The 26262-nt window shown below is 63.6% G+C and carries 28 protein-coding genes and 1 pseudogene; 18 read left to right on the top strand and 11 right to left on the bottom strand.

Annotated elements, in window-relative coordinates:
* Together FIV39_RS27185 and FIV39_RS27180 are read left to right on the top strand one after the other, a co-directional pair.
* A complete protein-coding gene (locus FIV39_RS27185; RefSeq protein WP_090405820.1) occupies positions 1-819 on the top strand; it encodes a sugar phosphate isomerase/epimerase family protein in 819 nt (272 codons plus the stop codon).
* A 49-nt stretch (positions 820-868) separates the two neighbouring features.
* A complete protein-coding gene (locus FIV39_RS27180; RefSeq protein WP_090405817.1) occupies positions 869-1831 on the top strand; it encodes a Dyp-type peroxidase in 963 nt (320 codons plus the stop codon).
* 139 nt (positions 1832-1970) lie between these two features.
* On the opposite strand, the gene FIV39_RS27175 is transcribed toward FIV39_RS27180, so the two are convergent.
* Entirely contained in the window at positions 1971-2843 is an 873-nt protein-coding gene (locus FIV39_RS27175; protein ID WP_090405814.1) for an undecaprenyl-diphosphate phosphatase, read from the bottom strand.
* A gap of 178 nt (positions 2844-3021) precedes the next feature.
* On the opposite strand from FIV39_RS27175, the gene FIV39_RS27170 reads away from it, so the two are divergent.
* Positions 3022-3528 carry a GNAT family N-acetyltransferase gene (locus FIV39_RS27170; RefSeq protein ID WP_090410047.1) on the top strand — a complete coding sequence of 169 codons (507 nt, stop codon included), beginning with the start codon at positions 3022-3024 and terminating at the stop codon, positions 3526-3528.
* Here the strand turns inward: FIV39_RS27170 and FIV39_RS27165 are convergent.
* Complete coding sequence (locus FIV39_RS27165; protein ID WP_090405811.1) at positions 3506-4450, bottom strand: GlxA family transcriptional regulator; 945 nt, start codon at positions 4448-4450, stop codon at positions 3506-3508. The two genes, FIV39_RS27170 and FIV39_RS27165, sit on opposite strands and share 23 nt — an antisense overlap.
* 172 nt (positions 4451-4622) lie before the next feature.
* Between FIV39_RS27165 and FIV39_RS27160 the strand changes: the two are divergent.
* The 3 genes and pseudogenes from FIV39_RS27160 (at position 4623) to FIV39_RS27150 (ending at position 7127) form a co-directional block, all read left to right on the top strand.
* Positions 4623-5250 (top strand): annotated as a pseudogene (locus FIV39_RS27160) (TetR/AcrR family transcriptional regulator).
* Positions 5247-5924, top strand: a complete 678-nt coding sequence (locus tag FIV39_RS27155) for a type 1 glutamine amidotransferase domain-containing protein (RefSeq protein ID WP_090405805.1) — start codon at positions 5247-5249, stop codon at positions 5922-5924. The pseudogene FIV39_RS27160 and the gene FIV39_RS27155 overlap by 4 nt, the downstream one beginning before the upstream one ends.
* Positions 5925-6002: 78 nt before the next feature.
* Positions 6003-7127: an alkene reductase gene (locus FIV39_RS27150; protein WP_090405802.1), complete on the top strand. Its 1125-nt coding sequence runs from the start codon at positions 6003-6005 to the stop codon at positions 7125-7127.
* Between the two features lie 789 nt (positions 7128-7916).
* Here FIV39_RS27150 and FIV39_RS27140 read toward each other — a convergent pair.
* Both FIV39_RS27140 and FIV39_RS27135 read right to left on the bottom strand, forming a co-directional pair.
* Complete coding sequence (locus FIV39_RS27140) at positions 7917-8915, bottom strand: NAD(P)H-quinone oxidoreductase (protein ID WP_090405799.1); 999 nt, start codon at positions 8913-8915, stop codon at positions 7917-7919.
* Positions 8912-10144, bottom strand: coding sequence for a YbfB/YjiJ family MFS transporter (locus tag FIV39_RS27135; protein WP_090405796.1), 1233 nt, complete (start codon positions 10142-10144; stop codon positions 8912-8914). The genes FIV39_RS27140 and FIV39_RS27135 overlap by 4 nt, the downstream gene beginning before the upstream one ends.
* A 112-nt stretch (positions 10145-10256) precedes the next feature.
* Between FIV39_RS27135 and FIV39_RS27130 the strand changes: the two genes are divergently transcribed.
* Both FIV39_RS27130 and FIV39_RS27125 read left to right on the top strand, forming a co-directional pair.
* The gene (locus FIV39_RS27130) at positions 10257-11132 is read left to right on the top strand and encodes a LysR family transcriptional regulator (protein WP_090405794.1); all 876 of its coding nucleotides are present in this window, start codon (positions 10257-10259) and stop codon (positions 11130-11132) included.
* Between the two features lie 81 nt (positions 11133-11213).
* Positions 11214-11600 (top strand): DoxX family protein, encoded by a 387-nt coding sequence (locus FIV39_RS27125; RefSeq protein ID WP_090405791.1) that lies wholly within the window; start codon positions 11214-11216, stop codon positions 11598-11600.
* A gap of 55 nt (positions 11601-11655) precedes the next feature.
* Here FIV39_RS27125 and FIV39_RS27120 read toward each other — a convergent pair whose 3' ends face one another.
* The 3 genes from FIV39_RS27120 to FIV39_RS27110 all read right to left on the bottom strand — a co-directional run bounded on the left by FIV39_RS27120 (position 11656) and on the right by FIV39_RS27110 (position 14848).
* On the bottom strand, positions 11656-12474 hold the full coding sequence (locus FIV39_RS27120; RefSeq protein WP_090405786.1) for an alpha/beta fold hydrolase: 819 nt from the start codon (positions 12472-12474) through the stop codon (positions 11656-11658).
* Between the two features lie 89 nt (positions 12475-12563).
* The gene (locus FIV39_RS27115; RefSeq protein ID WP_090405784.1) at positions 12564-13955 is read right to left on the bottom strand and encodes an alginate export family protein; all 1392 of its coding nucleotides are present in this window, start codon (positions 13953-13955) and stop codon (positions 12564-12566) included.
* Positions 13952-14848, bottom strand: a complete 897-nt coding sequence (locus FIV39_RS27110) for a VOC family protein (RefSeq protein WP_090405781.1) — start codon at positions 14846-14848, stop codon at positions 13952-13954. Before FIV39_RS27110 ends, FIV39_RS27115 begins: the two co-directional genes overlap by 4 nt.
* A 146-nt stretch (positions 14849-14994) precedes the next feature.
* On the opposite strand from FIV39_RS27110, the gene FIV39_RS27105 reads away from it, so the two are divergent.
* Positions 14995-16062, top strand: a complete 1068-nt coding sequence (locus FIV39_RS27105) for an NAD(P)-dependent alcohol dehydrogenase (protein ID WP_090405778.1) — start codon at positions 14995-14997, stop codon at positions 16060-16062.
* Positions 16063-16206: 144 nt separating this feature from the next.
* Here FIV39_RS27105 and FIV39_RS27100 read toward each other — a convergent pair whose 3' ends face one another.
* Positions 16207-16506: a hypothetical protein gene (locus tag FIV39_RS27100; protein ID WP_090405775.1), complete on the bottom strand. Its 300-nt coding sequence runs from the start codon at positions 16504-16506 to the stop codon at positions 16207-16209.
* Between the two features lie 216 nt (positions 16507-16722).
* On the opposite strand from FIV39_RS27100, the gene FIV39_RS27095 reads away from it, so the two are divergent.
* Genes FIV39_RS27095 through FIV39_RS27085 form a run of 3 tightly spaced genes read left to right on the top strand, consistent with a single transcriptional unit; the run spans position 16723 to position 18873 of the window.
* The gene (locus tag FIV39_RS27095; protein WP_090405772.1) at positions 16723-17367 is read left to right on the top strand and encodes a secretin and TonB N-terminal domain-containing protein; all 645 of its coding nucleotides are present in this window, start codon (positions 16723-16725) and stop codon (positions 17365-17367) included.
* Positions 17364-17909 (top strand): RNA polymerase sigma factor, encoded by a 546-nt coding sequence (locus tag FIV39_RS27090; RefSeq protein ID WP_090405769.1) that lies wholly within the window; start codon positions 17364-17366, stop codon positions 17907-17909. The genes FIV39_RS27095 and FIV39_RS27090 overlap by 4 nt, the downstream gene beginning before the upstream one ends.
* A 37-nt stretch (positions 17910-17946) precedes the next feature.
* The gene (locus FIV39_RS27085; RefSeq protein ID WP_090405766.1) at positions 17947-18873 is read left to right on the top strand and encodes a FecR family protein; all 927 of its coding nucleotides are present in this window, start codon (positions 17947-17949) and stop codon (positions 18871-18873) included.
* Between the two features lie 193 nt (positions 18874-19066).
* On the opposite strand, the gene FIV39_RS27080 is transcribed toward FIV39_RS27085, so the two are convergent.
* Together FIV39_RS27080 and gspH are read right to left on the bottom strand one after the other, a co-directional pair.
* On the bottom strand, positions 19067-19678 hold the full coding sequence (locus tag FIV39_RS27080) for a type II secretion system protein GspJ (protein ID WP_090405762.1): 612 nt from the start codon (positions 19676-19678) through the stop codon (positions 19067-19069).
* The gene (gene gspH / locus FIV39_RS27075; protein WP_090405759.1) at positions 19675-20127 is read right to left on the bottom strand and encodes a type II secretion system minor pseudopilin GspH; all 453 of its coding nucleotides are present in this window, start codon (positions 20125-20127) and stop codon (positions 19675-19677) included. Before gspH ends, FIV39_RS27080 begins: the two co-directional genes overlap by 4 nt.
* A 93-nt stretch (positions 20128-20220) precedes the next feature.
* Between gspH and FIV39_RS27070 the strand changes: the two genes are divergently transcribed.
* A complete protein-coding gene (locus FIV39_RS27070) occupies positions 20221-20652 on the top strand; it encodes a type II secretion system protein N (protein ID WP_090405756.1) in 432 nt (143 codons plus the stop codon).
* Here FIV39_RS27070 and gspI read toward each other — a convergent pair.
* On the bottom strand, positions 20639-21004 hold the full coding sequence (gene gspI / locus FIV39_RS27065; RefSeq protein ID WP_090405753.1) for a type II secretion system minor pseudopilin GspI: 366 nt from the start codon (positions 21002-21004) through the stop codon (positions 20639-20641). The two genes, FIV39_RS27070 and gspI, sit on opposite strands and share 14 nt — an antisense overlap.
* Before the next feature lie 148 nt (positions 21005-21152).
* On the opposite strand from gspI, the gene gspG reads away from it, so the two are divergent.
* The 5 genes from gspG to gspD all read left to right on the top strand — a co-directional run.
* The gene (gspG, locus tag FIV39_RS27060; RefSeq protein WP_053140795.1) at positions 21153-21602 is read left to right on the top strand and encodes a type II secretion system major pseudopilin GspG; all 450 of its coding nucleotides are present in this window, start codon (positions 21153-21155) and stop codon (positions 21600-21602) included.
* A gap of 8 nt (positions 21603-21610) precedes the next feature.
* Positions 21611-22489 carry a type II secretion system minor pseudopilin GspK gene (gspK, locus tag FIV39_RS27055; RefSeq protein ID WP_159440130.1) on the top strand — a complete coding sequence of 293 codons (879 nt, stop codon included), beginning with the start codon at positions 21611-21613 and terminating at the stop codon, positions 22487-22489.
* Positions 22486-23556 carry a type II secretion system protein GspL gene (gene gspL, locus FIV39_RS27050; protein WP_090405750.1) on the top strand — a complete coding sequence of 357 codons (1071 nt, stop codon included), beginning with the start codon at positions 22486-22488 and terminating at the stop codon, positions 23554-23556. The genes gspK and gspL overlap by 4 nt, the downstream gene beginning before the upstream one ends.
* The gene (gene gspM / locus FIV39_RS27045) at positions 23549-24061 is read left to right on the top strand and encodes a type II secretion system protein GspM (RefSeq protein ID WP_090405747.1); all 513 of its coding nucleotides are present in this window, start codon (positions 23549-23551) and stop codon (positions 24059-24061) included. The genes gspL and gspM overlap by 8 nt, the downstream gene beginning before the upstream one ends.
* On the top strand, positions 24058-26262 hold a 2205-nt coding region (gspD, locus tag FIV39_RS27040), incomplete at its 3' end, for a type II secretion system secretin GspD (RefSeq protein WP_146371654.1). The genes gspM and gspD, both read left to right, overlap by 4 nt.

Raw genomic sequence — 26262 nt, 5'->3', positions numbered from 1 at the left:
ATGCGCCAATTCCTGGTGTTCCAATCCCTGTGGGCGATGCACACCGAGCCCGGCCCTATGGAGGCCCAACTCGACCGCATCAAAGCCGCCGGTTTCGACGGCATTACCGATCATTACTGGAGAGCCGCCGATGTCGCGCGCCTGCACGCCGCCGCCACCGCGCGGGGCCTGCAGATCGAAGGCCAGTTGTTCCCGCAAAGCGTGGACGACCTGGCAGCCGCATTGGATGTGATCAGCCGCCATGGCTGCCACCACCTTACCCTGCAAGCCGATGTGCGCCCGCGCACCCAAACCGAGGCCGCCCGTTTGATCGAAGGCTGGCAACGCCTGGCCGAGCAGGTGGACTTTCCGGTGCTGCTGGAAACCCACCGCTATCGCCTCACCAACGACCTGCTGTTCACCCTCGACCTGCTGGCGCAGATGCCCGATTTGAAGCTGCTTGCGGACCTTTCTCACTACGTGGTCGGGCGCGAGCTGCCCGAGCCTGGCGCCGCTGAAGACGATGAGCAGATCCGCACGATCCTGCGTCATAGCTGGGGTTTTCATGGCCGTGTGGCCAGCAGTGAACAGGTGCAGGTGTCGCTGGAGTTCGCCCAGCACCAGGCCTGGGTGCAGCGCTTTACCGCGTGGTGGCGCTACGGGATCGAAGACTGGCTGGCCCGCCCCGACACCCCGCACAGCCTGTCTTTCACCTGCGAACTGGGCCCGCCGCCCTATGCCATCACCGGCGCCGACGGGCGTGAAATCAGTGACCGCTGGGCCGAGGCGTTGAAGCTCAAGGCCTTGATTCGCGGCGTGTGGCAGGAGTGTCGGAAATGATCTGCTAATCTGCGCGAGTTCACTCCCGCCCTTAGCCTGGATTTGCCCCATGCCGACTTCCTCTGTTCAGCCGCCTCTTGAACCGCAGTCCGTCTGCCACCCGATCACCAGCAGCGCGATCTTTATGGTCGCCACCGTCGCCCCCGGCAGTGAAGACAGCGTGCGCGCCTGGTGCGCAGACATCGCCGGGCTGGTGCGTTCGGTGGGCAAGCGCGTGCCGGCGGGCAACCTCACGTGCGTCTGCGGCTTTGGCTCGCAGGCCTGGGACCGCTTGTTCGGCGCGCCGCGCCCGGCGGCGTTGCACCCGTTTCGAGAGTTCGGTGTAGAAGGGCGCATGGCGGTGTCGACGCCCGGTGACATCCTGCTGCATATCCGCGCCGAGCAGATGGACCTGTGCTTTGAGCTCGCCACCCAACTGATGACAGCACTGGGCGATAGCGTGAAGGTGGTGGATGAAGTCCAGGGTTTCCGCTACTTCGACATGCGCAGCATCATTGGCTTTGTCGACGGCACAGAGAACCCGGTGGGGCGCAAGGCCGTGGGTTTCACCATCGTCGGCGACGAAGACCCCGAATTCGAAGGCGGCAGCTACGTGCTGGTGCAGAAGTACCTGCACAACATGACCGCCTGGAACGGCCTGACGGTGGAAGCCCAGGAGAAAGTGATCGGGCGTACCAAGTTGGCGGACATCGAATTGGACGATGCGGCCAAGCCGAGCAATGCCCACAGCGCCCTGACCGTGATCACCGACGAGAACGGCGAAGAAGTGAAAATCCTGCGCGACAACATGCCCTTCGGCCGCCCGGGCGCCGGGGAGTTCGGCACCTACTTCATCGGCTACGCACGTTCGCCGCAGCCGCTGGAGCTGATGCTGGAAAACATGTTCGTCGGCCGCCCGGCAGGCAACTACGACCGCTTGCTCGACTTCAGCACGGCGGTCACCGGCGGGTTGTTTTTCGTGCCATCGGCCGACCTGCTCGAAGCACTGGCGGAGCGTACGGGCGGGCTGTAAGGCAAAGCAGTTCAAATGTGGGAGGGGGCTTGCTCCCGATGGTGGTGGGTCAGTTAAAGATGTATTAACTGACACGCCCTCATCGGGGGCAAGCCCCCTCCCACATGAGATTTATGCCGGGTTGAGCCGGGGGGTTATATCAACTCAGCAGCCCGGTGCTGACCGCCACAATCAGGAACACCCCCAGCAGCGCGCGATAGATCACAAACGGCCAGGTGGAGAACCGTTCCAGGAACTTCATCAGGCCCCAGATCGCGAAAAACGCCGAGACGCTGGCCACCACCAGCCCGAACAGCAAATGCGGCCAGGCATGGGCGGGCAGGTCGGCGTGCAGCAGCACCCACAGCTCCTTCAAGCCGGCGAGGGCGATGGCGGGCAGGCCCAGCAGGAAAGAAAAGCGTGCGGCTTCTTCGCGTTTGAAGTTGAGGAACAGCGCTGCGGTGAGGGTCGAACCGGAACGCGATACGCCCGGAATCAGCGCGCCGATCTGCGCGATACCGACGATCAGCGCATCGCGCAGGCGCATCTGGCTGACCTCGCGGGTATGCCGGGCGCGCAGCTCGGCCGCTGCCAGCAACACCGCCATCACCACGCAGGAAATCCCGATCACCATCAGCCCGCGCAGCGGCGAATTGCAGGCGTTCAGGGTCGACGACAAGGCCAGGCCGGCAATCCCTATGGGAATGGTTGCCAGCACAATCGCCACGGCCAGCTTGAACCATTGATCGTTGTAGTCGCCCCGGCGCACCGCGCCGATGCTGCCAGTGGTCACTTGGCGTACATCGCGCCAGAAATAACTGACCACCGCCGCCAGTGCCGCCAACTGCATGGCCGCTGAAAACGCCGAGCCAGGGTCTTGCCAGCCGAGCAGGGCGGGCACTACGCGCATATGGGCGGTGGAGGAGACCGGCAACAGTTCGGTAATGCCCTGGATCACGCCCAGGATGAAGATCTGCAAGTAGTCCAGGGAGGCGAAGCCCACATCCAGGCCGGCGGTACAGACGTTGGTCAAAGTGCGTGTCCTTGAAAAAAGTGGCGAATCGACGAAGTTTATTCGAAATGTTTCAAGAATTCGGCCAAGGCAATCGCTAACTGCAATCGGTTCAGCAAGTAGAAAGGTTCGCCGCTGTATTGGACTGTCCCGGCAATTTGTGAACAATGGCGCCCTGCGTTTTGTCACCGAGAGCCCCATGCCTGAAACCACAGTCGAATTGATCCAGACCGGCCCCGAAGAATCCGAGTTGATCCGCAACCTTTACCAGTACTACGCCTATGAGTCGTCGGACTGGGAGCAGGAAGATGTCGAGGCGGACGGCCGTTTCTACATCCATGACGAACACTTGACGCGCTACTGGCAAGACCCGTTGTGGAGCGCCAACCTGTTGCTGGTGGACGGCTGCATCGCCGGCTTCCTGCTGATCGAAGGCAGCGAATTGCCGGGCATCGACGCGCTGGAACTGGCCGACCTGTTTATCCTCAAGCGTTACCGCCGCAAAGGCATTGGCCGCGCCATCGCCACCCAGGTGCTGTGCAGCGGCGAGGCGGATTGGCTGGTGCGGTTTTATGACCAGGACGAAGTGTCCCAGGCGTTCTGGCGCTCGGTGCTGGATAACCTGCCGCGCCCGGTGCAGGCCCTTGAACTGGCGGATGATCCGCAGTTGATGAGTTACCTGATTACGCGGGCGGTGTTGCATTAAACGTTTGCTGCATCGCCTGCGGCGGCTGCCCGAACGCCCTTAAAAACGCCTGGCGCATGCGCTCGCGGTCACCGAAGCCGGTTTCGCGGGCCACCACTTCCACCGGGTGCCGGCTGGTTTCCATCATCGCCCGCGCAGCTTCCACCCGCAGGGCTTCGATGGCCTTGGCCGGGGTTTGCCCGGTTTCTTCGCGGAATACCCGGCTGAACTGGCGCGGGCTCAGCCGGGCCACGTCGGCCAGGGCGTCCACCGACAGGTCGTGTGTGAGGTTTTCGCGGGCGTAGGCCAGGGCCAGTTGCACGCGGTCAGACTTGGGGTCCAGCTCCAGCAATGCCGACAATTGCGACTGTTCGCTGCCCCGGCGCTGGGCGATCACCAGCTTGCGCGCAATGCGCCGGGCGAGGTCGCTGCCCAGGTCGTTCTCCACCATGGCCAGCGCCATGTCCACCCCGGCACTCATGCCGGCGCCGGTCCATACCTGGCCGTCGACGATGAACAGCTTGTCTTCTTCCAGGCGGATGTCCGGGTAGCGCTTGCGAAAGGCCGGCGCGTGGATCCAGTGGGTGGTGGTGCGCTTGCCGTCGAGCAAGCCGGCCTCGGCCAGCACGAAGATACCCATGCACAGCGAGGCGACGCGCCGCGATTGAGCGGAAGCGGCCTTGACCAGTGCCAGCAGGTTGGCCTCCGGCAGGCGAAACTCCAGGTAACCGCTGACGATCAGCGTGTCATAGCCTTGCGGCCGCAGAGGCGAGGTGTTCACCGAGAACCCCTGGGACGTCATCACTGCGCCGCCGCTTTCCGATACCAGGTGAAACTCATAGGCCGGCTCACCGCGCAGCAGGTTCGCGCACTCGAACACCGAGCCGAGGCTAAGGCTCAGGGATTGGAAGTTCGGGTAAACCATCAGCGCAACGCTGTGCATCGCATGTCTCCAGGGGCGTGGGAGGGTGGATTGTCGGCGCGTGCCGGGTAAACGGCAACCCACTCCGGCTCATGTCCGGAATCCTTGCGCATATGACATTGTGAGGGTTTGGCGCGGCTCCTAACATTCCCTCAACGAACTAGACGACTGGTCTAATCGGACGGAGTGAAGCATGAACAGCGAAACTAAAAGTGCACGGCAGACCATTCTCGACACGGCGCAGTTGATTGTCGGTCGTAAAGGATTTTCTGCGGTGGGCCTGAACGAAATACTTCAAGCCGCCCAGGTGCCTAAAGGTTCGTTCTATCACTACTTCAACTCCAAGGATGGCTTCGGTGTCGTGTTGCTCGATACCTACTTCGACAACTACGTGCACGGCATGCAGCAACTGTTCGACCAGCCCGGCCTATCCCAGCACGCCAAGTTGACGCGTTATTGGCAAGCCTGGATCGACAACCAGACCGGCTGCACCGATGCGGGCAAATGCCTTGCCGTCAAACTGGGTGCCGAGGTGTCAGACCTTTCAGAGCCCATGCGTCTGGCGCTGGAGCGTGGCACGTCGCACACCATCGATTTACTCGCCATCGCCATACAGCGCGGCCTTGAGGACGGTTCCCTGAACGTCGATCAAGCCCCTGCAAGCCTGGCCCGGCGCCTGTACGCGCTGTGGCTGGGGACCAGCGTCATGAGCAAGATCACCCGTACATCCGCGCCTTTTGATGAGGCGTTGCTGCTGACCCGACAGCTCTTGGGTCACCCTGAACACAACGACATTCACTGATCGAGGCACTGGAAAATGAAAGTATTAATGGTACTGACCTCTCACGACCAGCTTGGCGACACCGGCCGCAAGACTGGCTTCTGGCTCGAAGAATTTGCTGCACCCTATTACGTATTCAAGGACGCCGGCGCCGAACTGGTGCTGGCTTCCCCGGCCGGGGGCCAGCCACCGCTGGACCCGGTGAGCGACGAGCCCGACGCGCAAACCGAGCAGACTCGCCGCTTTGCCGCCGACCCTGCCGCGCAACAGGCCCTGGCCAACACCGTCAAGCTGGACACGGTCAACGCTGACGACTTCGACAGCGTGTTCTACCCAGGCGGCCACGGCCCGCTGTGGGACCTGGCAGAGTCGCCGGTGTCCATCGCCCTGATCGAGTCCTTCGAGCGTGCCGGCAAGCCCATTGGCTTTGTCTGCCACGCACCGGGCGCGCTGCGTCACGTCAAGGCCGTCAATGGCGAGCCGCTGGTCAAGGGCCGCCGCGTCACCGGCTTCTCCAACTCGGAAGAAGCGGCGGTGGGCCTGACCGAGGTGGTGCCGTTCCTGATTGAAAATGATTTCAAGGCACTGGGCGGCAATTATCAGAAGGGCGCCGACTGGCAATCCTTCGTGCTCGAAGATGGTTTGCTGATCACTGGGCAGAACCCTGCAAGTTCCAGTGACGTGGCCAAGGCGCTGCTGAAACTCACCGCGTAAGTTAATTAACCCTGCTATTCATTGGCGACTTGCAACAGTCGCCAATGCTTTTGCTCGTCTCGAATTTGGATTACCTCAATGACTAACAGCGTTTTAAGCACCCCGGTAAAACTGGGTCATCACACCTTGAACAACCGTATCGTGCTGCCGCCATTGACGCGCCAACGCAGCGCCCAGCCCGGCGATATCGCCACCGACCTGATGGCCGAGTATTACCGCCAGCGCGCTACGGCCGGTTTCATGGTCAGCGAAGGCACGCAGATCGAACCGCGTGGCCAGGGCTATGCCTGGACGCCGGGCATCTACACCCCGGCGCAGATCGACGGCTGGCGCAAGGTCACCGACGCGGTGCATGCCGAAGGCGGGGTGATCTTTGCCCAGTTGTGGCATGTGGGGCGTGTGTCCCATAACGCCTTGCAGCCTGACGGCGCCGCACCGGTGGCACCGTCGGCCATTCAAGCCCAGCAAGCCAAGGCCTTTATCGAAACCGCGCCTGGCGCGGGTGAATTGAAGCAACCGCCGGTGCCGCGCGCCTTGAGCGTGCTCGAGATTGAAGAATTGGTCGGGCACTACGCCCAGGCCGCCCGCAATGCCTTGGATGCCGGGTTTGACGGCGTGGAAATTCACTCGGCCAACGGTTACCTGGTCAACCAGTTCATCTCGGCCCATTCCAACCAGCGCGACGATGAATACGGCGGCTCGCTGCACAATCGCCTGCGCTTTCTGCGCGAGATCGTCGAAGCCGTCAGCAAGGTAGTCGGGCCGGAGCGCCTGGGCGTGCGGTTCTCGCCGTTGTTCAGCGGCACCGACCAGGACCGTGTTTACATCGGCCTGGTGGAAGAAGACCCGCACCACACCTACATCGAAGCGATCAAGGTGTTGGAGGCATCGGGCATCGCCTACGTGTCCATCGCCGAAGCCGACTGGGACAACGCCCCCGTGCTGCCCGACACCTTCCGTAAAGCCGTGCGCAGCACCTTCAGCGGCCGCATTATCTATGCCGGTCGTTATACCGCTGAACGCGGTGCGAAACTGGTGGAAGCCGGGCTGGCGGATTTGATTGCATTCGGACGGCCGTTCATTGCCAACCCGGACCTGCCGCAGCGGCTATTCAAGGGCTGGCCGTTGAATCCGCTGCGGGAAGAGGGGATGTATGGTGGGGGTGAGGTTGGCTACATCGACTATCCCACTTACTCCGAGTAAGAACGGGGTCAGTGTGGGAGGGGGCTTGTTTCCGTGGCGGCCTTCGGGCCGACCGTTTTTTGGGGTTTGGTTGAGTACATATCCGTTGTTGCGGTCACGGCGGCTATTGGTTCCGCCCTTACGGCGGGTCACTTTTGGAAGAGCGCCAAAAGTAAAAAACGCTTCGCCCCAACACTCGGCACCTCGCCTAGGCTCGGTGTGCCCTCACTCCGGCTTTGGAGCGTGGGCCGCCGCGATGGGCCATCCATGGCCCAGCGCGGCTAACCCGGCGTCCTGCCGGGTTACCCACGCTCCAAAGCCTGCGTTCGGCCAGCGTGTTTGACGGGGCGAATTGAGATCAAAAGCCAAAGCGCGGCGGCCTTAGAGCCGACCGGAGTTGGGTCTGGTGTACTGGGTTAAAAATGTGGGAGGGGGCTTGCCCCCGATGAGGGTGGGTCAGTGATACTTGGGTTGACTGACTCACCGCTATCGGGGGCAAGCCCCCTCCCACATTTGGATCTCCATCCAGCAGGTAGACCTCAGCCTGCTTTTGCTCTGCTTTTGCTCTGGCTTTTGACCTTGATCCTAGGCGAGGTACCGAGTGGTGGGGCAAGAGCCCTTTGGTTACTTTGGGGCTCTTTTCTTTTCCAAAGTGACCCGCCGTAAGGGCGGAACCCTAAGCAGCCGTGACCGCAACAAGGGATATGTACTCATTCCAACCCCAACGACATGGTCGGCCCGAAGGCCGCCACGGGAGCAAGTCGAATCGTCGCACCGCCCCTCCCACATTGGCTTTGTGTTGCCTGCTGCTTACTCCACCCGCAACACAATCTTGCCGATATGGTCCCCACCTTCCATCCGCGCATGGGCCTGGGCGGCGTCCGTATATTCGTAAACCTTGTCGATGATCGGCAGGCAACGCCCGGCCTCCAGCACTGGCCACACATACTCGCGCAGCTGCTCGGCAATCGCGGCTTTTTCAGCCTTGCTGCGCGCACGCAACAGCGAGCCGGTGATCACCGCGCGTTTGCCGAGGATGGTCAGCAGGTCGACGTCGTTGGCCTTGGCGCCGCCGAGGAAACCCAGCATCACCAGGTGGCCGTCCATGGCCAGGGCCTTGAGGTTGTTGTTGAGGTACGAGCCGCCCATGATGTCGAGGATCACATCCACGCCCTGGCCATCGGTCTGTTGCGCGATGACCTCGGCAAAGTCCTGCTCGCGATAATTGATCGGCTCGCCGCCCAGCTGGGCAATAGCCGCGCATTTGTCGGCGCTGCCGGCGGTGGCGAAGGCCTGGATGCCGAATTCGCGGCACAGCATCAGCGCGGTCGTACCGATGCCGCTGGTGCCGCCGTGGATCAGCACGCGCTGGCCGGTGTGCGCATCGCCGAGGCCGAACAGGTTGGCCCAGACGGTGAAGAAGGTTTCCGGTACGGCAGCGGCTTGAATCCAGTCCATGCCTTCGGGGATCGGCAGCGCCTGGCTGGCGGGCACCGTGCAGAACTGCGCATAGCCGCCGCCATTGGTCAGGGCGCAGACCTTATCGCCCACGGCGTATTCGGTCACGCCGTCGCCCAGGGCGGCGACTTCGCCTGCCACTTCCAGGCCAGGCAGCGGGTTCATGCCGGGTTTCATCGGGTACTTGCCGGCGCGTTGCAGGGCGTCGGGGCGATTGACCCCGGCCGCGTGCACGCGAATCAGGATCTCGCCGGGGCCCGCCACCGGTACCTCCGCGCGACGCGGCTGCAACACCTCGGGGCCACCGGGGGTGGTGATTTCGATCAGGGTCATTTCTTTAGGAAGCGTCATTTCAGATTACCTGCAGCGATGAGCGTATGGGTTGGGACCGCGTCGGACGGTCGGCGGTTCAGCAGGCGCATGCCCGGTTCCAGTGCCAGGGCGACCACTATCGCCCCGGCGGCGATCATGAACAACAGCGCATGCTGGCCGCCGCTGATGTTGAACAGGGCGGAATAGGCAAACCCCGAGAGCGCCTGGAAAGTAGCAAAGGAGACCGTGGCACGGCTCCACGCGACCTGCTGCTGATGATGGTTGGGGAGCAGTTCATGCACCCGCGCCAGTGCCAACGGCACGATGCCCGGCGGGAAAGAACCGAGGATCACCGCGAGGACCGCCAGGCCAGTCAACGAACCGGCAAACGGCAACGCACCGACGGCAATTGCCTGCACCACCAGCACCACGCGGATGCTCAAGCGCGCCCCCAGTTTGTCTGCCAGGAACCCGTAGGTGACCGGCCCGACAATCGACCCCAGGCCGTACATCACCCAGATCATCGCGCCGATATGCGCCCCGGCCCCCAGGCCACGGGCTACGTAGTCCACCAGGAACACCATCGCCGGTACCAGACCCGCGGCCATAAAGGCGTATTGGGCGAACAGCAGGTACACGCCGGAAGGGGTCGCTATGGCCGCGCCGGAGGGCGGCGCCTCTTCATGCAGCGTGCCCGAAGGCCAGGCGAACCAGCTGGCGGCGGTCAACACCACGGCCAGCAGGCCCAGGCCGAACCAGGTCTGCTGCAAGCCCAGGCTCAGCAGCGGCGGCACCAGCGTGCCGGAGCCGGCGATGCCCAGGCCGATGCCGAGGAAGATCGCCCCGCTGGCCAGGCCCCGGCGTGCGGCCGGTACATGGGGCAACACGGTCGCCGCCACCAGCACCATGATTGCACCACCGGCAATCCCCGACAGCAGGCGCCAAGCGAAGAACCACACCAACGACAGCGGGAAGCCACAGGCGAAGAACGCCAGGGTCACCGCGACCATCATGATGCGCAGCGCGGTCTTGTTTGAGGTGCGCTGGGCGATGGGTCGCCCGATCAGCGCGCCGATCAGGTAACCCACCAGGTTGGCGGCGCCGAGGTACACCACGTCATTGGCGCTGAACCAGTGGGCCTGGATCAGCGACGGAATCAACGGCGTGTAGGCAAAGCGCGCGAGGCCGATGCTGACCAGGCTGGCGCACAGGCCGGCGAAGATCGGCAGCCACACGGAGTGGCGGGGTGGGGCGTGAGTGTCGAGCATGATGGCGGTCCTGGGTATTTTTCTCTGGTGCCCAGCATATCCAGGTTTATCGATGCAATAATGCAGCGATTACACGGCATGGTGATGCATATATGCAGCGCAAGGAGTGAGCATGAATTGGGATGATGCACGGGTGTTCCTGGCGGTCTGCCGCGAGTCGACGCTGCGCGGTGCCGCACGGGTATTGGGCGTCGACCAGGCCACCGTAGGGCGACGGGTCAATGCGCTGGAAAAGTCCCTGAGTGCAACGCTGTTCCTGCGCACCTCCGAAGGCTACGCACTGACCGCTGTCGGCGAGGCCGCGTTGCTCTCGGTGGAAAAAATGGAACGCTCGGCGCTCGACCTGGAGCGCCAGATCCAGGGCCTGGATGACCGCCTGACCGGCACCGTACGGGTCAGCACCACCGACTCGCTGGCCATCGACTTCCTGATTCCCGCGATTGCGCGCCTGCACGCCCAGCACCCGGATGTGCGCGTGCAACTGGACGCGTCGACCCAGTTCCTGAGCCTGGCCAAACGCGAAACCGACATCGCCGTGCGCAACACGCGCCCGGACAGCCCCGACCTGATCGCCCGGCGTCTCGCGCGCTGGCCGGTGGGGTTGTTTGCGTCCCAGGCGTATATCGATCGCCAGGGCACGCCGGAGCCCGGCGGCCTGTTTGAAGGGCATGACCTTGTGGTCTATCAACCGTACCTGCAAACCCAGAAGGACATGACCCTGGTCTCGGAACCCCTGGGCCATGGGCGCATTGTCGCCACCCTGAGTTCCAGCCTGCTGGTGCGCCGCGCCATCGCCGCCGGGATCGGCATCGGTGAAATCCCGATCCTCACCGGCGAGCGCGACGGGCTGGTGCGCCTGTGGCCCGCACGCACGCGACCGTTGCCCTACGATGTCTGGCTGGTGACCCACGCCGACCTGCGCCACACCGCGCGGGTACGGGCGGTGATCGATGAAATCGTCGCGGGGTTTGCCGGCACCGGGGAGTGAGGTCAGCACACGGTTGCAAGCGTGCGTACCGCTCTGTGGACACAATCGACGTCGATAACGTGTCAACCAACCGGAGCGTATATGAACGAATCAAGACACCAGGACCTGGGGCTGCTGTTTCTGCGGGTCAGCGGGGCGCTGTTTTTGCTCTGGGTGCATGGCTTGCCCAAGTTGCTCAACTACAGCGAGCAACTGAAACTCATCGAAGACCCGTTTCACCTCGGTGCCCATGTCACCTTGCTGCTGGCGATCTTCGCCGAAGTGCTGTGCCCGCTGCTGATCATTGCCGGGGTGTTGGTGCGCCTGGCGTGCCTGCCGATTCTGGCGGTGCTGTTGATTGCCATGGTGGTAGTGCATCCGGAGTGGACGTTGTTGGAAGGGCAATTCGGTTGGCTGCTGTTGATCATTTTTACCAGTGTGCTGATCGCAGGGCCCGGGCGCCTGGTGCTGAGCCAGCGTTTCTCCTGAGCAAAAAAAGGCCGGGCGAGCCCGGCCAAAGTAAGGAGAGGGTGATTCAGGTGTTTCAGCGCTGCAGGAACGCCAGCAGGTCTTCATTCAACTGCTGGGTGTGGGTGGCCGCAAAGCCGTGCGGCGCATCCTTGTACACCTTCAGCTCGGCGCCCTTGATCATCTCGGCAGCCACCTTGCCGGTGGTTTCGAACGGCACGATCTGGTCGCCGTCACCGTGGATCACCAGGGTCGGCACGTCGATTTTGGCCATGTCCGGGCGGAAGTCGGTCTCGGAGAAGGCGGTGACGCAATCCACCGTCGCTTTGAGGGACGCCTGCAGGGCGATTTGCAAGGTCTGGGTCTGCACGCCGGCGGAGACCTTCTGGCCTTTGTTGAGGCCATAGAACGGTGTGTTGAAATCGCTGATGAATTGCGCGCGATCCTTCAGCAACTCGGCCTTGAAGCCGGCAAACACATCGAGCGGCACGCCCTGCGGGTAATCCGCCTGCTGGCCGAAGATCGGCGTCACTGCGCCCAACAGCACCAGGCCGGCCACGCGTGCACTGCCGTGGCGTGCGATGTAGCGGGCCACGTCGCCGCCGCCCATGGAGAAGCCCACCAGGGTCACGTCCTTGAGGTCCAGGTGTTCGATCAACTGCGCGATGTCGTCGGCGAAGGTGTTGTAGTCGTTGCCGGTCCACGGCTGGTCCGAGCGACCAAAGCCACGACGGTCGAACGCGATGGTGCGAAAGCCCCGGCTGCTGAGGTATTCCATCTGGTATTCCCACATGTCGGCATCCAGCGGCCAGCCGTGGCTGAACAGCACGGGCTTACCGCTGCCCCAGTCCTTGAAGTAGATCTGGGTACCGTCTTTGGCAACGAATGTGCTCATGGAAAACTCCTTGATTGAGGGACTGGAAAATCAGCCTCACTATTGCCCTAAACCGGGCCAGGGGCTTGTACGGGTGTGCTTGCATAGGGTCACCAACTGAACTTGAGCTCGACCCCCAGGTAATTACTGTCATCGCCGCCGGCATCGCGCAGGGTGCGGCCGACCGCGTAGTGCACCGCTTCAACCGCGCCGGTGAGGTTCGGCGTAAACACGTAGTCGGTGCGCAATTGACCGTAGGCACCGGTCCAGCGTTCACCCTGGCCTGCGGTGCCGGCGACCGGCAGGTTCGGTTGCGTGTAGACCGCATCGCTGGTGGTCTGGCGCCACAGCAGGCCGACGGCGGTCTGCACGCTGAGCTTGTCGATGGGCTTGACGGTAATCGACGGTTTGACGTGAATCAGGTTGCTGTAGCCCGTATAGCCGGCCAGGGAAAAATAGTAGCCGTTGGGGAACAGCGGGTTGAACGTGCCGACGGTGCCGTCACCGGTCTTGCGGTCGCCCGAGGCGATGTCCAGTTGCAGGCCGATGCGCGGTTTCCACGCCAGGCTGTCAAAGGTGTAGCCGGTGCGGCTGCCACCGGCCCAGGCGCGAATGTCCTTGTTGCCCACCGAGCCACTTTGCAGCATGGCTTCAATGTCCCAGTCGAACCCCTGGGCCGCACCGCCCAGGCGTGCGTCGAGCAGGTGGCGGGTTTCATCGCCGTCCGCATCCAGATAGTGCGCGGCGCTGCGCTCGTACACGCCGTAGTAGGCCGACAGCTCATTCTTGCCGCCCACCAGCCGCTCGACCCGCAGCATGTGGAAGCGCGCGTCACTGTTGGATTTATCGTCGAAATGCCGCCCGTCCTGATACTGCACCGGCTGGCTGGCAATCCCGATAAAGCGCCAGTTGGACGTTTCCCAATCGGCCCACAACGCATCGAAGGATTGCCGCACATTCGGGCCGTCCCGCGATGAGATGAAACGCTGCAAGTCGAAGGCGAAGTCCTGGCGCCCGACACGCGCCTTGAGCGTGCCGCTGCTGAAGGCTTTGACGTATTCGGCAAAGGCCAGGCGCAAATCGACGCGGTTCTGATCGGCGCCGCCGACCGTGGTCTTGTCGTAGGCGCGTACATCTTCCAGTTGGGTGAAGAGCCGCCAGTTTTCGTTCAAGTGCAGGTCGGCATGCACCTGGAAGCGCTGGATCAGGTAGCGATCACGCTTCACGTCCTTCACCCCAAAACCACTGGCATCGTTCATCTCGAAGCGCTCGCGCAACGTCGCCCCCAATGACAAATAGGTGAACGGGTTGGCGCTGGACAGCGGGATGTACTTCAAGCTGTCCAGCGGTTGCGTGCGCAGCGCCGGGTCACGCAGCACCGACCAGTCCTCCTGCCAGCGGTTGGTCTTGATGGCCGGTCGTGTCGGTTGATCGTCGGCGTGGGCACTGCCGACCAGCAGCGGCCACAGCACGGCCAGGCCCCAGCCTGTGCGGCGAATCATTTTGCGGCGTGGAGCTGGTGAATTTCCGCGACGTAGCCGCCGGGGAATTCAACCACTGCACTGCGACGGCCCTTGCTGTCAAAGGCCGGTACCAAGACCTTGGCGCCGGAGCCCGTGGCCTTGCCCAGCGTGGCCGTCAGGTCAGGCACTTGATAACCGGTGGTCTCGTGGCCAAAGGGGTAGGGCAGTTGGCCGTTGGTGACCAGCACCGCCATGCGTCCGAACGGTGACTCGATGTCGACGCGGCGGTACGTGCCAGAGGCCTGGCCCACATCGACGCCGGGCGCGTGCTTGTCATCGGCCAGCACCTTGCCGTGGGAGAAGCCCAGGAATGCTTTGATAAAGGCGTCAGCGCGATCGGTGGACAGGTACACGCGGTTTTCCGGCACGCTCTGGAACGCTGCGTAGTCCGGGGTCTTGGTGTGCCAGTAGAGCTGCATGTTCACGCCACCCGGCCATTGCACCACGGCGTCACGCCCGATCGGGTCCGGGAAGTCGCTGACGATAACGGCCGCGCCGTTTTCTCGCGCGGCTTTGAGCGCTGCGTCCATGTCCTTGACCAGGTAGCCGTTGCGTTCCTGCCCGAACGGGTGCGGGATCGGCGTGGTGAAACCGAACAGCGACACCGTGCCCGCCGGCGTCTGCAGCAGTTGCGAGGTGGTACTGCTCGGCACCGGCAGCACGTTCACCACCACCTGGGGCGTGCTTTTGCCGCCAAAGGTGGCGAGGAAACTCTGGGCGAAACGGTCCACATCCGCCGGGGCCACATAGACGTGGCTGGTGTCGTATTGCGGCGCTACGGCCACGCTCGGGGTAGCCGCGAAGGCATTGCCCATCATTGCGCTTGCCAGCAGCGTCAACGTCACGGATATATTGATTGCTTTACTACGCATGCCCACTCTCCAGCACTTCTACGCGATTGAAGCCGTGAGGTTAGGGGCAGGGAGGCGATGGAAATTGTACAGACGTGCTCGGTTGAACGGTTCAGCGTCTATGCTGGTCCACTGACCTCTACCGTCAGATCACACAGGTGAACGAAATGGCCAAGACCTACAGCTACGCCGCCCAGAACCCCAAGGATGCCCTCAAGCCCTTTACCTTCGAGCGCCGCGCACCGGGGGCTGACGACGTACAGATCGACATTCTCTATTGCGGCGTGTGCCACTCCGACCTGCACACCGCGCGCAACGAGTGGAACAACACCCTTTATCCTTCGGTACCCGGCCACGAAATCGTCGGCCGCGTGACGGCGGTGGGTGGCAATGTGAGCAAATTCAAGGTTGGTGACCTCGCCGGTGTCGGCTGCATGGTCGACAGCTGCCAGCACTGCGCGTCCTGCGCCGAGGGCGAGGAGCAATACTGCGAGAACGGCTTTACCGGCACCTACAACGGTCCGGTGTTCGGCGGTGAAAATACCTTTGGCGGCTATTCGGACAGCATCGTGGTCAAGGAGAAGTTCGTGCTGCGCATCTCCCACGACGATTCCAACCTGGCCGCCGTGGCGCCGCTGTTGTGTGCGGGCATCACCACCTATTCGCCGCTGCATCACTGGAAGGTCGGGCCCGGCAACAAGGTCGGTGTGGTGGGCCTGGGAGGCCTGGGGCATATGGCGGTGAAGATCGCCCACGCCATGGGCGCCCATGTCACGTTGTTCACCACCTCACCCAACAAGCGCGAAGACGGCCTGCGCCTGGGCGCCGATCAAGTGGTGGTGTCGAAGAACCCGGACGAAATGGCCAAGGTCGCCAACAGCCTTGACTTCATCCTCAACACCGTCGCCGCGCCGCATAACCTCGATGCGTTCCTCAACCTGCTCAAACGCGACGGCACCATGACCCTGGTCGGCGCCCCCGACAGCCCGCACCCGTCGCCGACGGTATTCAACCTGATCTTCAAGCGCCGCAGCCTGGCCGGTTCGCTGATCGGCGGGATCCAGGAGACCCAGGACATGCTGGACTTCTGCGCCAAGCACGGGATTGTCTCGGACGTGGAGATGATCGACATCCAGGACATCAACGAGGCGTATGAACGCATGCTCAAGGGCGATGTGAAGTATCGGTTCGTGATCGATATGGACAGCTTGAAAAAAGAAAGCCACGTGGCCTGAAAACCCGATCTCCAAACCACTGTAGAACCCTTGTGGGAGGGGGCTTGCCCCCGATAGCGGTGTTTCAGTCAGAACTTCTGTGACTGACCCTCCGCCATCGGGGGCAAGCCCCCTCCCACATTTGTTCTGTGTTGCTCGAACAGCTCAAGGCCGCTGCGGCTTCACCGAGGTGCCAAAGGTGTTGCCCATGCGCACGCTGGTCGCCGCCGGGGTGGCCAGGCCGATCTTGTTCGGCTGGCGCTTGTCCACGGCAATGCCTTGCGCCTCGCGGTTTTTCTTCGCGGCTTTGGCCGCATTCGTGTCGTTGCCCATCTGCTGGCTCAGGCAGCCATAGTCGGGCGCCTTGTAGCCATCCACCGAGACTTCGGCGCAGTTGCCGGCATGGGCGTGCAAGGGCAGGGCCGCGCACAGCAACAGGCTGGCGAGGATCGGTAAGCGTTTCATCAAGGCCTCCTGGCAGGCCCGAAGGAGTGGGCCGGCAGGTGTGCAAGTCTAGTGCAGCGGGCCTCTCGTCACCGTGATGTTTTTTTTGCTATCACCGTAACATCAGGTTCATAAACTGGCCTCAGGATGACGGTTTTCTAGAGCGCGTCGGCCGTGCAGCGAGGCAGAGCAGCGGGTGAACAGGGGGCCTGGAGGCGCGCCGTATGCGCCCTGGTCTTGCTGTTGCTGCTGGGCGGTGGTCGCGTCGCGCAGGCAGAGTCACCGCTGCTGCTGTTGAACCTGCCGGCGCAAGACCTGGAACATGCACTGCAAGCGTACAGCCGCGCCACCGGAATGGCGGTGCTGGTCGACCGCGAACTGACGCGGGGCCGGCGGTCCATCAGTGTGCGCGGGCGTTTTACGCCGCAGGAGGCTCTGGCGATGTTGCTGACGGGGAGTGGCCTGATGGCGCGTTATGCACGCAGTGATGCGTTCACCTTGCAGTTGCCCGAGGTCAGCCAGCCGCCTGCAACCCGTGGTGCGGCGGCACGCAACGCCGCGCGGATCAACAACAGCTACGCCACGGCCTTGCAGCAGGCCATCGAGACCAGCCTGTGCCGCTCGCCGCTGACCCGGCCCGGCAGTTTCCGCGCGCTGGTGCAGGTATGGGTCAACCCCCAAGGGCTGATCGAACACAGTCGGTTGGTCAGTTCCACCGGCGATGAACAACGCGATGAAGCACTGGTACGCAGCCTGGGAACCGCGCGGGTCGAACGCCCGGCACCGAGTTCCCTGCGCCAACCGGTGACTTTACTTTTGATGCCTGACACAACAGGAACGCGCATGGAATGCACAGCAGCAAACGGAGCCTGGGGCGGATGAAAAATACCGGGCAAAGCACGATGGTCAGCTTGTTCCTGGCGTCCTACGAGGACTTCAAGGTGCGTTTGCGCAAGCGCCTGGGTTCAGAGGACCTGGCCAACGATGTCCTGCACGAAACTTACCTGCGGGTCGATCGCATGGAAGTGCCGCCCAACCTGGCGCAACCCAATGCCTACCTGTACCGCATGGCCTTGAACATCGCCGCCGACCGCCGTCAGGCCGACGCGCGCCTGCTCACCGGCAGCGAGGTCGAAGAACTGCTGCAAAGCGCCGACGAAGCCCAGGACCCGTCACGGGTGGTGGGCGGCCAGAAAGAAATCCAGTCCCTGGTCAAGGCCCTCTACGAACTGCCGGCACGTCGCCGCAAGATCCTCATCGCCGCACGTCTGGAAGAGGCGCCACACCTGGAAATCTCCCAGCGTTTCGGCATTTCCACGCGCATGGTCGAGAAGGAAATCAAGGCCGCCCTGGGCCACTGTGCCAAGCGCCTGGAAAGAAAAGTGATTCAGCGGTTCGGTCCCGGGGCCGGAAAACCGTCTTAGAGTTGAGTCCCTGATAAATCCGTGAGTATTTGCGCGCTTGAACATTTTTAGCCTCTGTGCCCCCCGGCACTCCGCCGCCAGCCCCCTGCACGATGAAGCCCGAGACTGGCTGGTCCTGCTGACCTCGGGCCGCGCCACCGTGGCCGATGCCAAGGCGCTCAAAGCGTGGTGCGCCCAAAGCCCCGAGCACGCCCAGGCGTTCGAGCAGGCCAAGGTGCTGTGGCAGCAACTGGCCCCGGCCCTCGATTCAGTCTCGCAACCGCGCAGCTTTGGACGCCGTGCATTCCTGGGCGGTGCAATTGCCGCGTCGGCAGCCGTGGTCATGGTGCACGTTGGCTCCCCTGGCGGTTTTGCCGGCCTGACGGCGGACTATCGCACCGAAGTCGGCGAACAGCGCCAGGTGCTGCTAAGCGGCGGGGTAAGCCTGGAGCTCAATACCCAGACGCGCGTGAGCCGAGTGGGGCAGGGGCTTGAATTGCTCGAAGGCGAAGTCGAAGTGATCGCCCATTCCGCACAGCCACTCAAGATGCTGGCGGGCGAGGGCTCGGTGAGCGCGGCGCAGGCACGTTTCAATCTGCGCAACACCGACCGCACGGTGTGCGTGACCTGTATCGAGGGGTGGTTGTCGGTGGACGTTGCCGGGCGCAGCGTGCGGCTGGAGAGCGGCCGGCAACTGACCTACGGCGTGGCCGGCATGGGTGAGCCGGTGGTGGTGGATACCCAGGCGGTGATGGCCTGGCGCGAACAGGTCCTGGTTTTCAACAACGCTACCCTGGCCACGGTGGTGGACGAGATCAACCGCTATCGGCCGGGAATGCTGGTGCTGCTCAACAAGGAACTCGGCCAACGGCGCGTACAGGCACGGTTCAGCCTGCAGCAGTTGGCGGGGGTGGCGTTGTTGATTCGGGATGCGTATGGCGCCAAATGCACGCAACTGCCGGGTGGGGTGGTGTTGTTGAGTTAGAGATACCTGCCGACATTTCAATGTGATAACGGATAGATAACACCGCGCAAATCCGTAGCAGCTGCCGAGCGCAAGCGAGGCTGCGTCGGGCGCGACTCGAGCTTAAATCGGCAGCGCGCCCGACGCAGCCTCGCTTGCGCTCGACAGCTGCGGGGCAGACGGTATCTACGTGATAGGCGCGTGTTGGGGACGGCTATCTCAGTGGCCCCACCACCTGCCGATACTTCTCCACTCCCTGTGGCGTCTCCCGCACCAAACTGATCTCCAGCCCCAACGGATCCTCGCGCCGATTCCCGCTCAATTGCCGCCAGCCCTTATCCGCCTCCCACACGCGCACCTGCAGGTCACTGACCCCGCTCAACACCACCACCCCGTCCTTCGCCGCCGGCAGCGGATAGCGGTCGCGCGCGGGTGCGGCAGCGCGATACAAACTGTCGCCCTTGAGCCACCAGCGCACCCGTTGCAGGCCATCCCCGGCGACGGGTGCGCTGCGAATGATGTCCAGCCGAAATCCCTTGCTGTCGGAACTGCGCACCGTCACCGCCGCCAGCCCATCGACTTTTTCCGCACTGTTCTTTGCGGGGTCCGGGGCGTTCAGTTCGACGCTGGCGCGCAGGCTGATGTCACGTTGCATCTGGTTCAGCGCGCGCAGCAGCACTTCGGTCTGTTCGCTGCTTGCCTGCAGGTGCTGGTCGGCGCGGGTGACGCTGTCCAGCCCGCGCCAGGCGATCACGCTGACCACGGCCATGAGCATGATTGCCACCATCACTTCGATCAGGGTGAAACCTTGCTCGGATCGGTTCATGGCTGGCTCACCACGCGCATCAAGCCGGCGGCGTCGCGTTGCAGGCTGAGGCTGTGTTGGCCGTCGGACAGCACGATCCGCACCGGCGGGGTGATCCATTCGGCGTCGAGCACCAGGGTTTGCCGGGGTTCGATGTTGATCTGCATCGGCGTGCTTTCCCATAGACGTGGGCGCAGTTGGGTATCGCCCTGGAACGCTTCCACGCCGTTGCCTGCGTCGTTGCGGCGGTTGAAGCGAAAGCCCTTGGCGTCGGCGCGCCAGGTGATCGGGCGGCCGTCCGCACGGGCTTCGGCCTGGGCCACTTGCAGCAGTTGGCTCAGGCGCTCGGCGTCCTTGCGCAACAGCTGCAGCGGGTCGGGCTTGATGGTCAGGCTGATGGCGGCGCTGGCGATGCCGATGATCACCAGCACCACCATCAACTCGATCAGGGTGAAGCCTTGCTGTTTCATCGGTAGGCGCCTCAAAAGCTGGTGAGCTTGTGAAATAAAAACGTGCGAATTGGCCTGTAGGCTGGTGCCATGGACAAACAGGAGGTCCTTACCATGGCATTTATCCCGCGTTTCTCACCGGCCCACGCCGTGCAAATCGTGGCGTTGCTGGCGGCGTTGGCCGGTGTGGTGATCTGGACGCCGCTGCTGCTGACACCCGCTGAGTCCCATACGCCCCAGGCCGCGCCCCAGGTGCTGGCCGCCCGCAGCGATAACCCGGCGCTGCAATGGTTTTCCAATGCGCCGACGGCGTTGCAGGTCAAGGTCTCTGGCGTGCTGGCCGGGGCGCGCGGTGCGGTGGCGATCCTCAGTCTCAACGACGGCCCGCCACGCAGTTTCCTGTTGGGCGAGCGCCTCAGCCCAGGTGTGCGGCTCACGGCCATCGAAGGCGATGGGGTCGAGATAGAGCGCGGCGGCGAGAAGCTGCGCGTCAACCTCGACAAGTTGCCGGATGGGCCCGCCTTGCCAAGGCTCACTCGGCCCTGACCTGTGTCTCCACGCGGGCCAGCGGCGGCGCCTCGTGGCTGGCGTCGAGCACCTGCACGTTGACTTGAAACAGGCGGCCATCGCGACTGATGGTCTGCTCACATCGCAGTTTCAAGCGCCCCTGGTCACAGCTGAAGGTCTTTGTGCCGTCGCGCAAATGCCCCTCCAGGCGTAACTCCGCCAAGCGACTCTGCGCCGCCAGCAATGCCATGGATTTGTCCCGCAGCAAGCCGTTGCTCTGGGTCATCAACCCGGCCACGCGGATGGCGGCGGCCATCGCCACGGCGATGATCGCCAGCGCCACGAGCACCTCGATCAGGGTAAAACCTTGCTCCTTGCGACGGCCGTACATGGCGTTCTCAAAGCCGGGAAACAGGCCCGCAGACTAGCGCCGGCAGTTGACCGATTGGCGACCGAAACTCCCGAGGATTTTCAATACGACTGACATGTGTTCTTGCAACACTGCGCCACGAAATGTACCCAAGCCAAGGAATGTCGAGATGGATATCGCGCGCCTAACATCCCCATTGCCAGGCCCTCGCGGCCAGCGTGGCTTCACCTTGATCGAGATCATGGTGGTGGTGGTCATCCTCGGGATCCTCGCCGCGATGGTGGTCCCCAAGGTCCTCGATCGCCCGGACCAGGCGCGGGCCACCGCCGCGAAACAGGACATCGGCGGGTTGATGCAGGCGTTGAAGCTGTATCGCCTCGACCACGGCACTTACCCGAGCATGAACCAAGGCCTGAAAGTGCTGGTGGAGCGCCCGGCGGATGCCAAGAACAGCAACTGGCGCGCCTACCTCGAGCGCTTGCCCAACGACCCCTGGGGCCACCCTTATCACTACCTCAATCCGGGCGCCAACGGTGAGGTCGATGTGTTCTCCCTGGGCGCCGATGGCCAACCGGATGGCGATGGCGTCAATGCCGATATCGGCTCCTGGCAGTTGTAAGGCGCGCCATGAAACGGTATTCGCCCCCAGCGGCGAAGCAGCGCGGCATGGCGATTATCAGCGCCTTGCTGATCGCGGCGGTGGTGGCGGTGATCGCCGGCGGCATGCTCACGCGCCAGACCGTATTCACCCGCAGCCTGGAAGCCGAACAGTTGCGCGTGCAGGGCCAATGGCTGTTGCAGGCTGGCCTTGAACGCAGCCGGCAGATGCTCTGGGAGGCGCGCCAGAAGGATGTGCTGACGCGCCTTGACCAGCCCTGGGCACGGGCCCAGGCCGGCGTGTTCGAGGGGCGGATTGACGATGAGCAGGGCAAGTTCAACCTGCGCAACCTGGTCAACCGCCAACAGCCCGATGCCGAGCAATTGCAGAGCTTCGAGCGCCTGTGCCGCACCCTGGGCGTGGCCCCGGCCGTGAGCCGGCGCATCAGCCAGCGGGTGATTGCTTCCTACGAACAGAACGGGTTGCCCGCCAAATACCCGATGCTGCGCAGCCTCGACGACCTCAGTGGCCTCGAAGGCCTGACCCCGGAGGTGTTGCAGCACCTGCAGGCGTACGTCAGCGTGCTGCCCGGCAATACCTGGGTCAACGGCAACACCGCGAGTGCCGAAGTACTCAGCGCGGTGGTGCCGCAGCTCAGCCTGTCCCAGGCCCATGGGCTGGTGGCCGAGCGCGACAATGGGCATTGGTTTATCAACCGTGGGGATTTCGTCAACCGCCTGCACTTGCCCCAGGTCGAGTTGGAATCGGTGCAGGTGGGCATTACCAGCGAGTGGTTTCGCCTGCAGGGCCAGGCGCGGCGCGAGCGCCGTCGGGTGACAATCGACGCATTGTTGCATCGCCCCGAAGACCGTGAACCCAAGGTGATCTGGTCGCGGGTGGGCGTATGAAACGCTTGCGCATTGCCTTGCCGCCGCTGGATCAGCTCAGCGCGCAAAGCCAGGTGAAATTTGCCTGGATCGAGCGTGGCGTGGTGGTGTCCGAAGGGCAGGAAAGCCTGGCGCAATTGGGGAAGCGCCGGCAGGCGGTGGAGTGTTTTCTGCATCCGCGTGACAGCCTGCTCACCAGCCTGGAGCTGCCGCCATTGCCCGCGGCAAAAAACCAGGCGGCGGTGGCCTGTGCGGCCCAGGCGCTGATCCTCGGGCCAGTGGAACAGATGCAGGTGGCCCACGGCCCGCGCGAAAGCGATGGGCGTGTGCAGGTGGGCTGGGTGCCCAAGGCCGGGCTGGAGCAGCTGGGCCAGGTATTGGCGCAGGTGCAGCTCAAGCTGCGCGGCCTGTACCCGGCGCCCTATGCCTTGCCGGTGGGGGCTGCGGCGCTGGACGACGGCTATCTGTTGACGCGTGACAGCCTGCAACAAGGCGCTGTGCACCCGCTGGGGTTGCAGGCGCTCGATGTGCCGCTGGTGGCGGCGGCGCAGCGTTGGAGCGGTGCGGTGCCGGCCTGGGGCTTGCACGCGCGCGTCAGCCAAGCGTCTGGCGTTGGATGGGGCAGGGCGCTGGCTTGTATCGCGCTGGCCACCGCCATCTGGACCGTCGGCCTCAACCTCTACGCCGCCCGCCAGGTGGACGAAGGCCAACGGCTCAAGGCGTTGATGAGCCAACAGGTGCGCCAGGCGTTTCCTGAACTGCCGGTGGTGCTCAACCCCTTGCAGCAGGCCCGTCAACAATTGGCCGCGCGCCAGAGCGGCGCGGCCGCCGATTCGGGTCAACGCTTCAGCAGCCTGCTGCAACTGGCGGGCAGCAACCTGCCCTTTATGGTGGGCAGTGTCGACAACCTGAACTTTGAGCAGGGCATCTTGCACCTGGGATTACTGGCCGACAGCCGTAACCCGGCGGCCGAGGGCGAGTGGCAGGCGGCGTTGGCCCAGGCCGGTTTTGCCGCCACGCGCGACGAGCATGGCTGGAGCATCGGCCCGGCGCAGGCCACGGAAAAACCGGAGGCCGGCGATGAATAGGTGGCTGCGCCTGCGCACCCAGGCGCAGGTGTTCTGGGGGGGCCTGGCCCTGCGCGAGAAACGCCTGCTGATCGGCGCCGGACTGGTGTTGGCAAGCCTGCTGACCTGGCTGGTGCTGGTGCAGCCGGCGTTGAAAAAGATCGCTTACTGGCAGGCCGAAACCCCCAAGCTGCGCGCCCAGGCCGAAGCCTTGCAGGTGATGTTGCAGGATGTCGCCGCGCCTCGCCAGGCTGACGAAGCCGTTTTGCGCCAGGCCCTGGAGGGGGCCGGCCTGCAAGGGCATTACCAGGTGCAGGCGCTGGAGGCCGGCGGTTGGCGCCTGACCTTCGACAACGCCCCGGCCGACGCCGTGGTGGGCTGGCTGCTGGGCAATCCCCGTTCATTTTCCCTGGAGGTGTCCGAGGCGCGTTTGCAACGTGCTGCGAATGCCGTCGATAACTCGGCCGGCACTGTGTCCGGGACCGTTCGCATGGATCAGGCGCTTGGCGCTAAGGAAGCTTCATGAAGTGGTCAGTCCTCCCTTTTCGCAAGGCCGCGCCGTTGCTGTTGCTGGCCCTGAGTGCGTGCAGCAGCCCGTCCACCACGCCGTTACTGGTGGACAGCGAACTCGGTCAGCCTCTGGCCGACACCCGTCGCAGTGGCGAAACCCTGTTGGATCGCCAACGCGACGAGGCACCGAAACCGCGCGTACAACACCCCGTGACCAACAGCGCCCGTGGCCAGGCCCCGGCGCCCGTCAAGGCGCGCAACCCGTTGGGTGACCAGCCGGTGCAACTCAACTTTGTCGATGCCGATATTCAGGCGGTAGTGCGCGCGCTGTCGCGTGCCACCGGCCAGCAATTCCTGGTGGACCCGCGTGTAAAAGGCAAACTCACCCTGGTCAGCGAAGGCCAGGTGCCGGCGCATCAGGCCTACGACATGCTGCTGGCGGCGCTGCGCATGCAGGGGTTCAGCGTGGTGGATGTGGGCGGCGTGGCCCAGGTGGTGCCGGAGGCCGATGCCAAGTTGCTCGGTGGGCCGATCTACAGCGCCGGCAGCAGCGGCATGCAGACGCGCACCTTCCGCCTGCAATATGAAAACGCGGTGAACCTGATCCCGGTGCTGCGTCCCATCGTGTCGCCGAACAACCCGATCAACGCCTACCCCGGCAACAACAGCATCGTGATCACCGACTATGCCGAAAACCTCGCGCGGGTCGCCCAGATCATCAATGGCATCGACACCCCCAGTGCGATCGACACCGACGTGGTGATGGTACAGAACGGCATTGCCGTGGACATCGCCGCGATGGTCTCCGAACTGCTGGAAACCCAGGGCGCCGACCAGACCCAGAAAATCAATGTGATCGGCGACCCGCGCTCCAATTCGGTGATCATCCGTTCCGGCAGCCCCGAACGCACCGAGCTGGCGCGCAACCTCATCTACAAGCTCGACAATGCCCAGAGCAACCCCAGCAATATGCACGTGGTGTACCTGCGCAACGCCCAGGCGGCCAAGCTGGCCCAGTCGTTGCGCGGGCTGCTCACCGGCGAGAGCGATTCCGGCGTGAGCGACGATGCGCGTGGCAAGCTCAGTGCCATGGGCGGCAATAGCAAGAACAGCCAGGGCACGAGCAACGCCCAAAACAGCAGTGGCACGCCCACCGGCAGTGGCGTGCAGTCGGGCTACGGGCAAACTACCGGCTCCAGCACTGGCACCAGTACTGGCAGCGGCAACACCGCCAACGCGCAGGACACCGCGTTCAGCGCCGGCGGCGTGACCATCCAGGCCGACGCCACCACTAACACCTTGCTGATCTCCGCGCCGGACCCGCTGTACCGCAACCTGCGGGAAGTGATCGACATGCTCGACCAGCGCCGCGCCCAGGTGGTGATCGAAAGCCTGATCGTGGAAGTGGGCGAGGACGATGCCACCGAGTTCGGTGTGCAATGGCAGGCCGGCAACCTGGCGGGCAGAGGCGGCTTCGGCGGGGTGAACCTGGGGGGCAGCGGTGTCGTGGGCACGCCCGCCAGTCCCACCAGCATCGACGTACTGCCCAAGGGCCTGAATATCGGCGTGGTCAATGGCACCGTGGATATTCCGGGGATCGGCAAGGTGCTCGACCTCAAGGTCCTGGCCCGTGCATTGAAGAGCAAGGGCGGTACCAACGTGCTGTCCACGCCGAACCTGCTGACCCTGGACAACGAAGCGGCGAGCATTTTCGTGGGGCAGACCATTCCATTCGTTACCGGTAGTTATGTGACCGGTGGCGGTGGCACCAGCAATAACCCGTTCCAGACCGTGCAGCGCGAAGAGGTGGGGCTCAAGCTGAATGTGCGCCCGCAGATCTCCGAAGGTGGCACGGTGAAGCTGGATATCTACCAAGAGGTCAGCACCGTGGACGCTCGGGCGTCGGTGTCGGCGGGCACGGTGACCAACAAGCGCGCGATCGATACCAGCATCCTGCTGGACGACGGGCAGATCATGGTGCTGGGCGGGCTGTTGCAGGACGGCTACAGCCAGAGCAATGACGCGGTGCCGTGGCTGTCGGATATTCCGGGGTTGGGGGCGTTGTTTCGCAATGAGAAGCGCAGTGTGAACAAGACCAACCTGATGGTGTTTTTACGGCCCTACATCATTCGCGACAGTGGGGCGGGGCGTAGCATCACCTTGAACCGCTATGAGTTTATGCGTCGGGCGCAGAGCGGCTTGCAGCCGGATCACAGT

Source organism: Pseudomonas grimontii, from assembly GCF_007858185.1.
GTDB classification, from domain to species: Bacteria; Pseudomonadota; Gammaproteobacteria; order Pseudomonadales; family Pseudomonadaceae; genus Aquipseudomonas; species Aquipseudomonas grimontii.
This window is presented reverse-complemented; position numbering and strand designations above follow the sequence as displayed.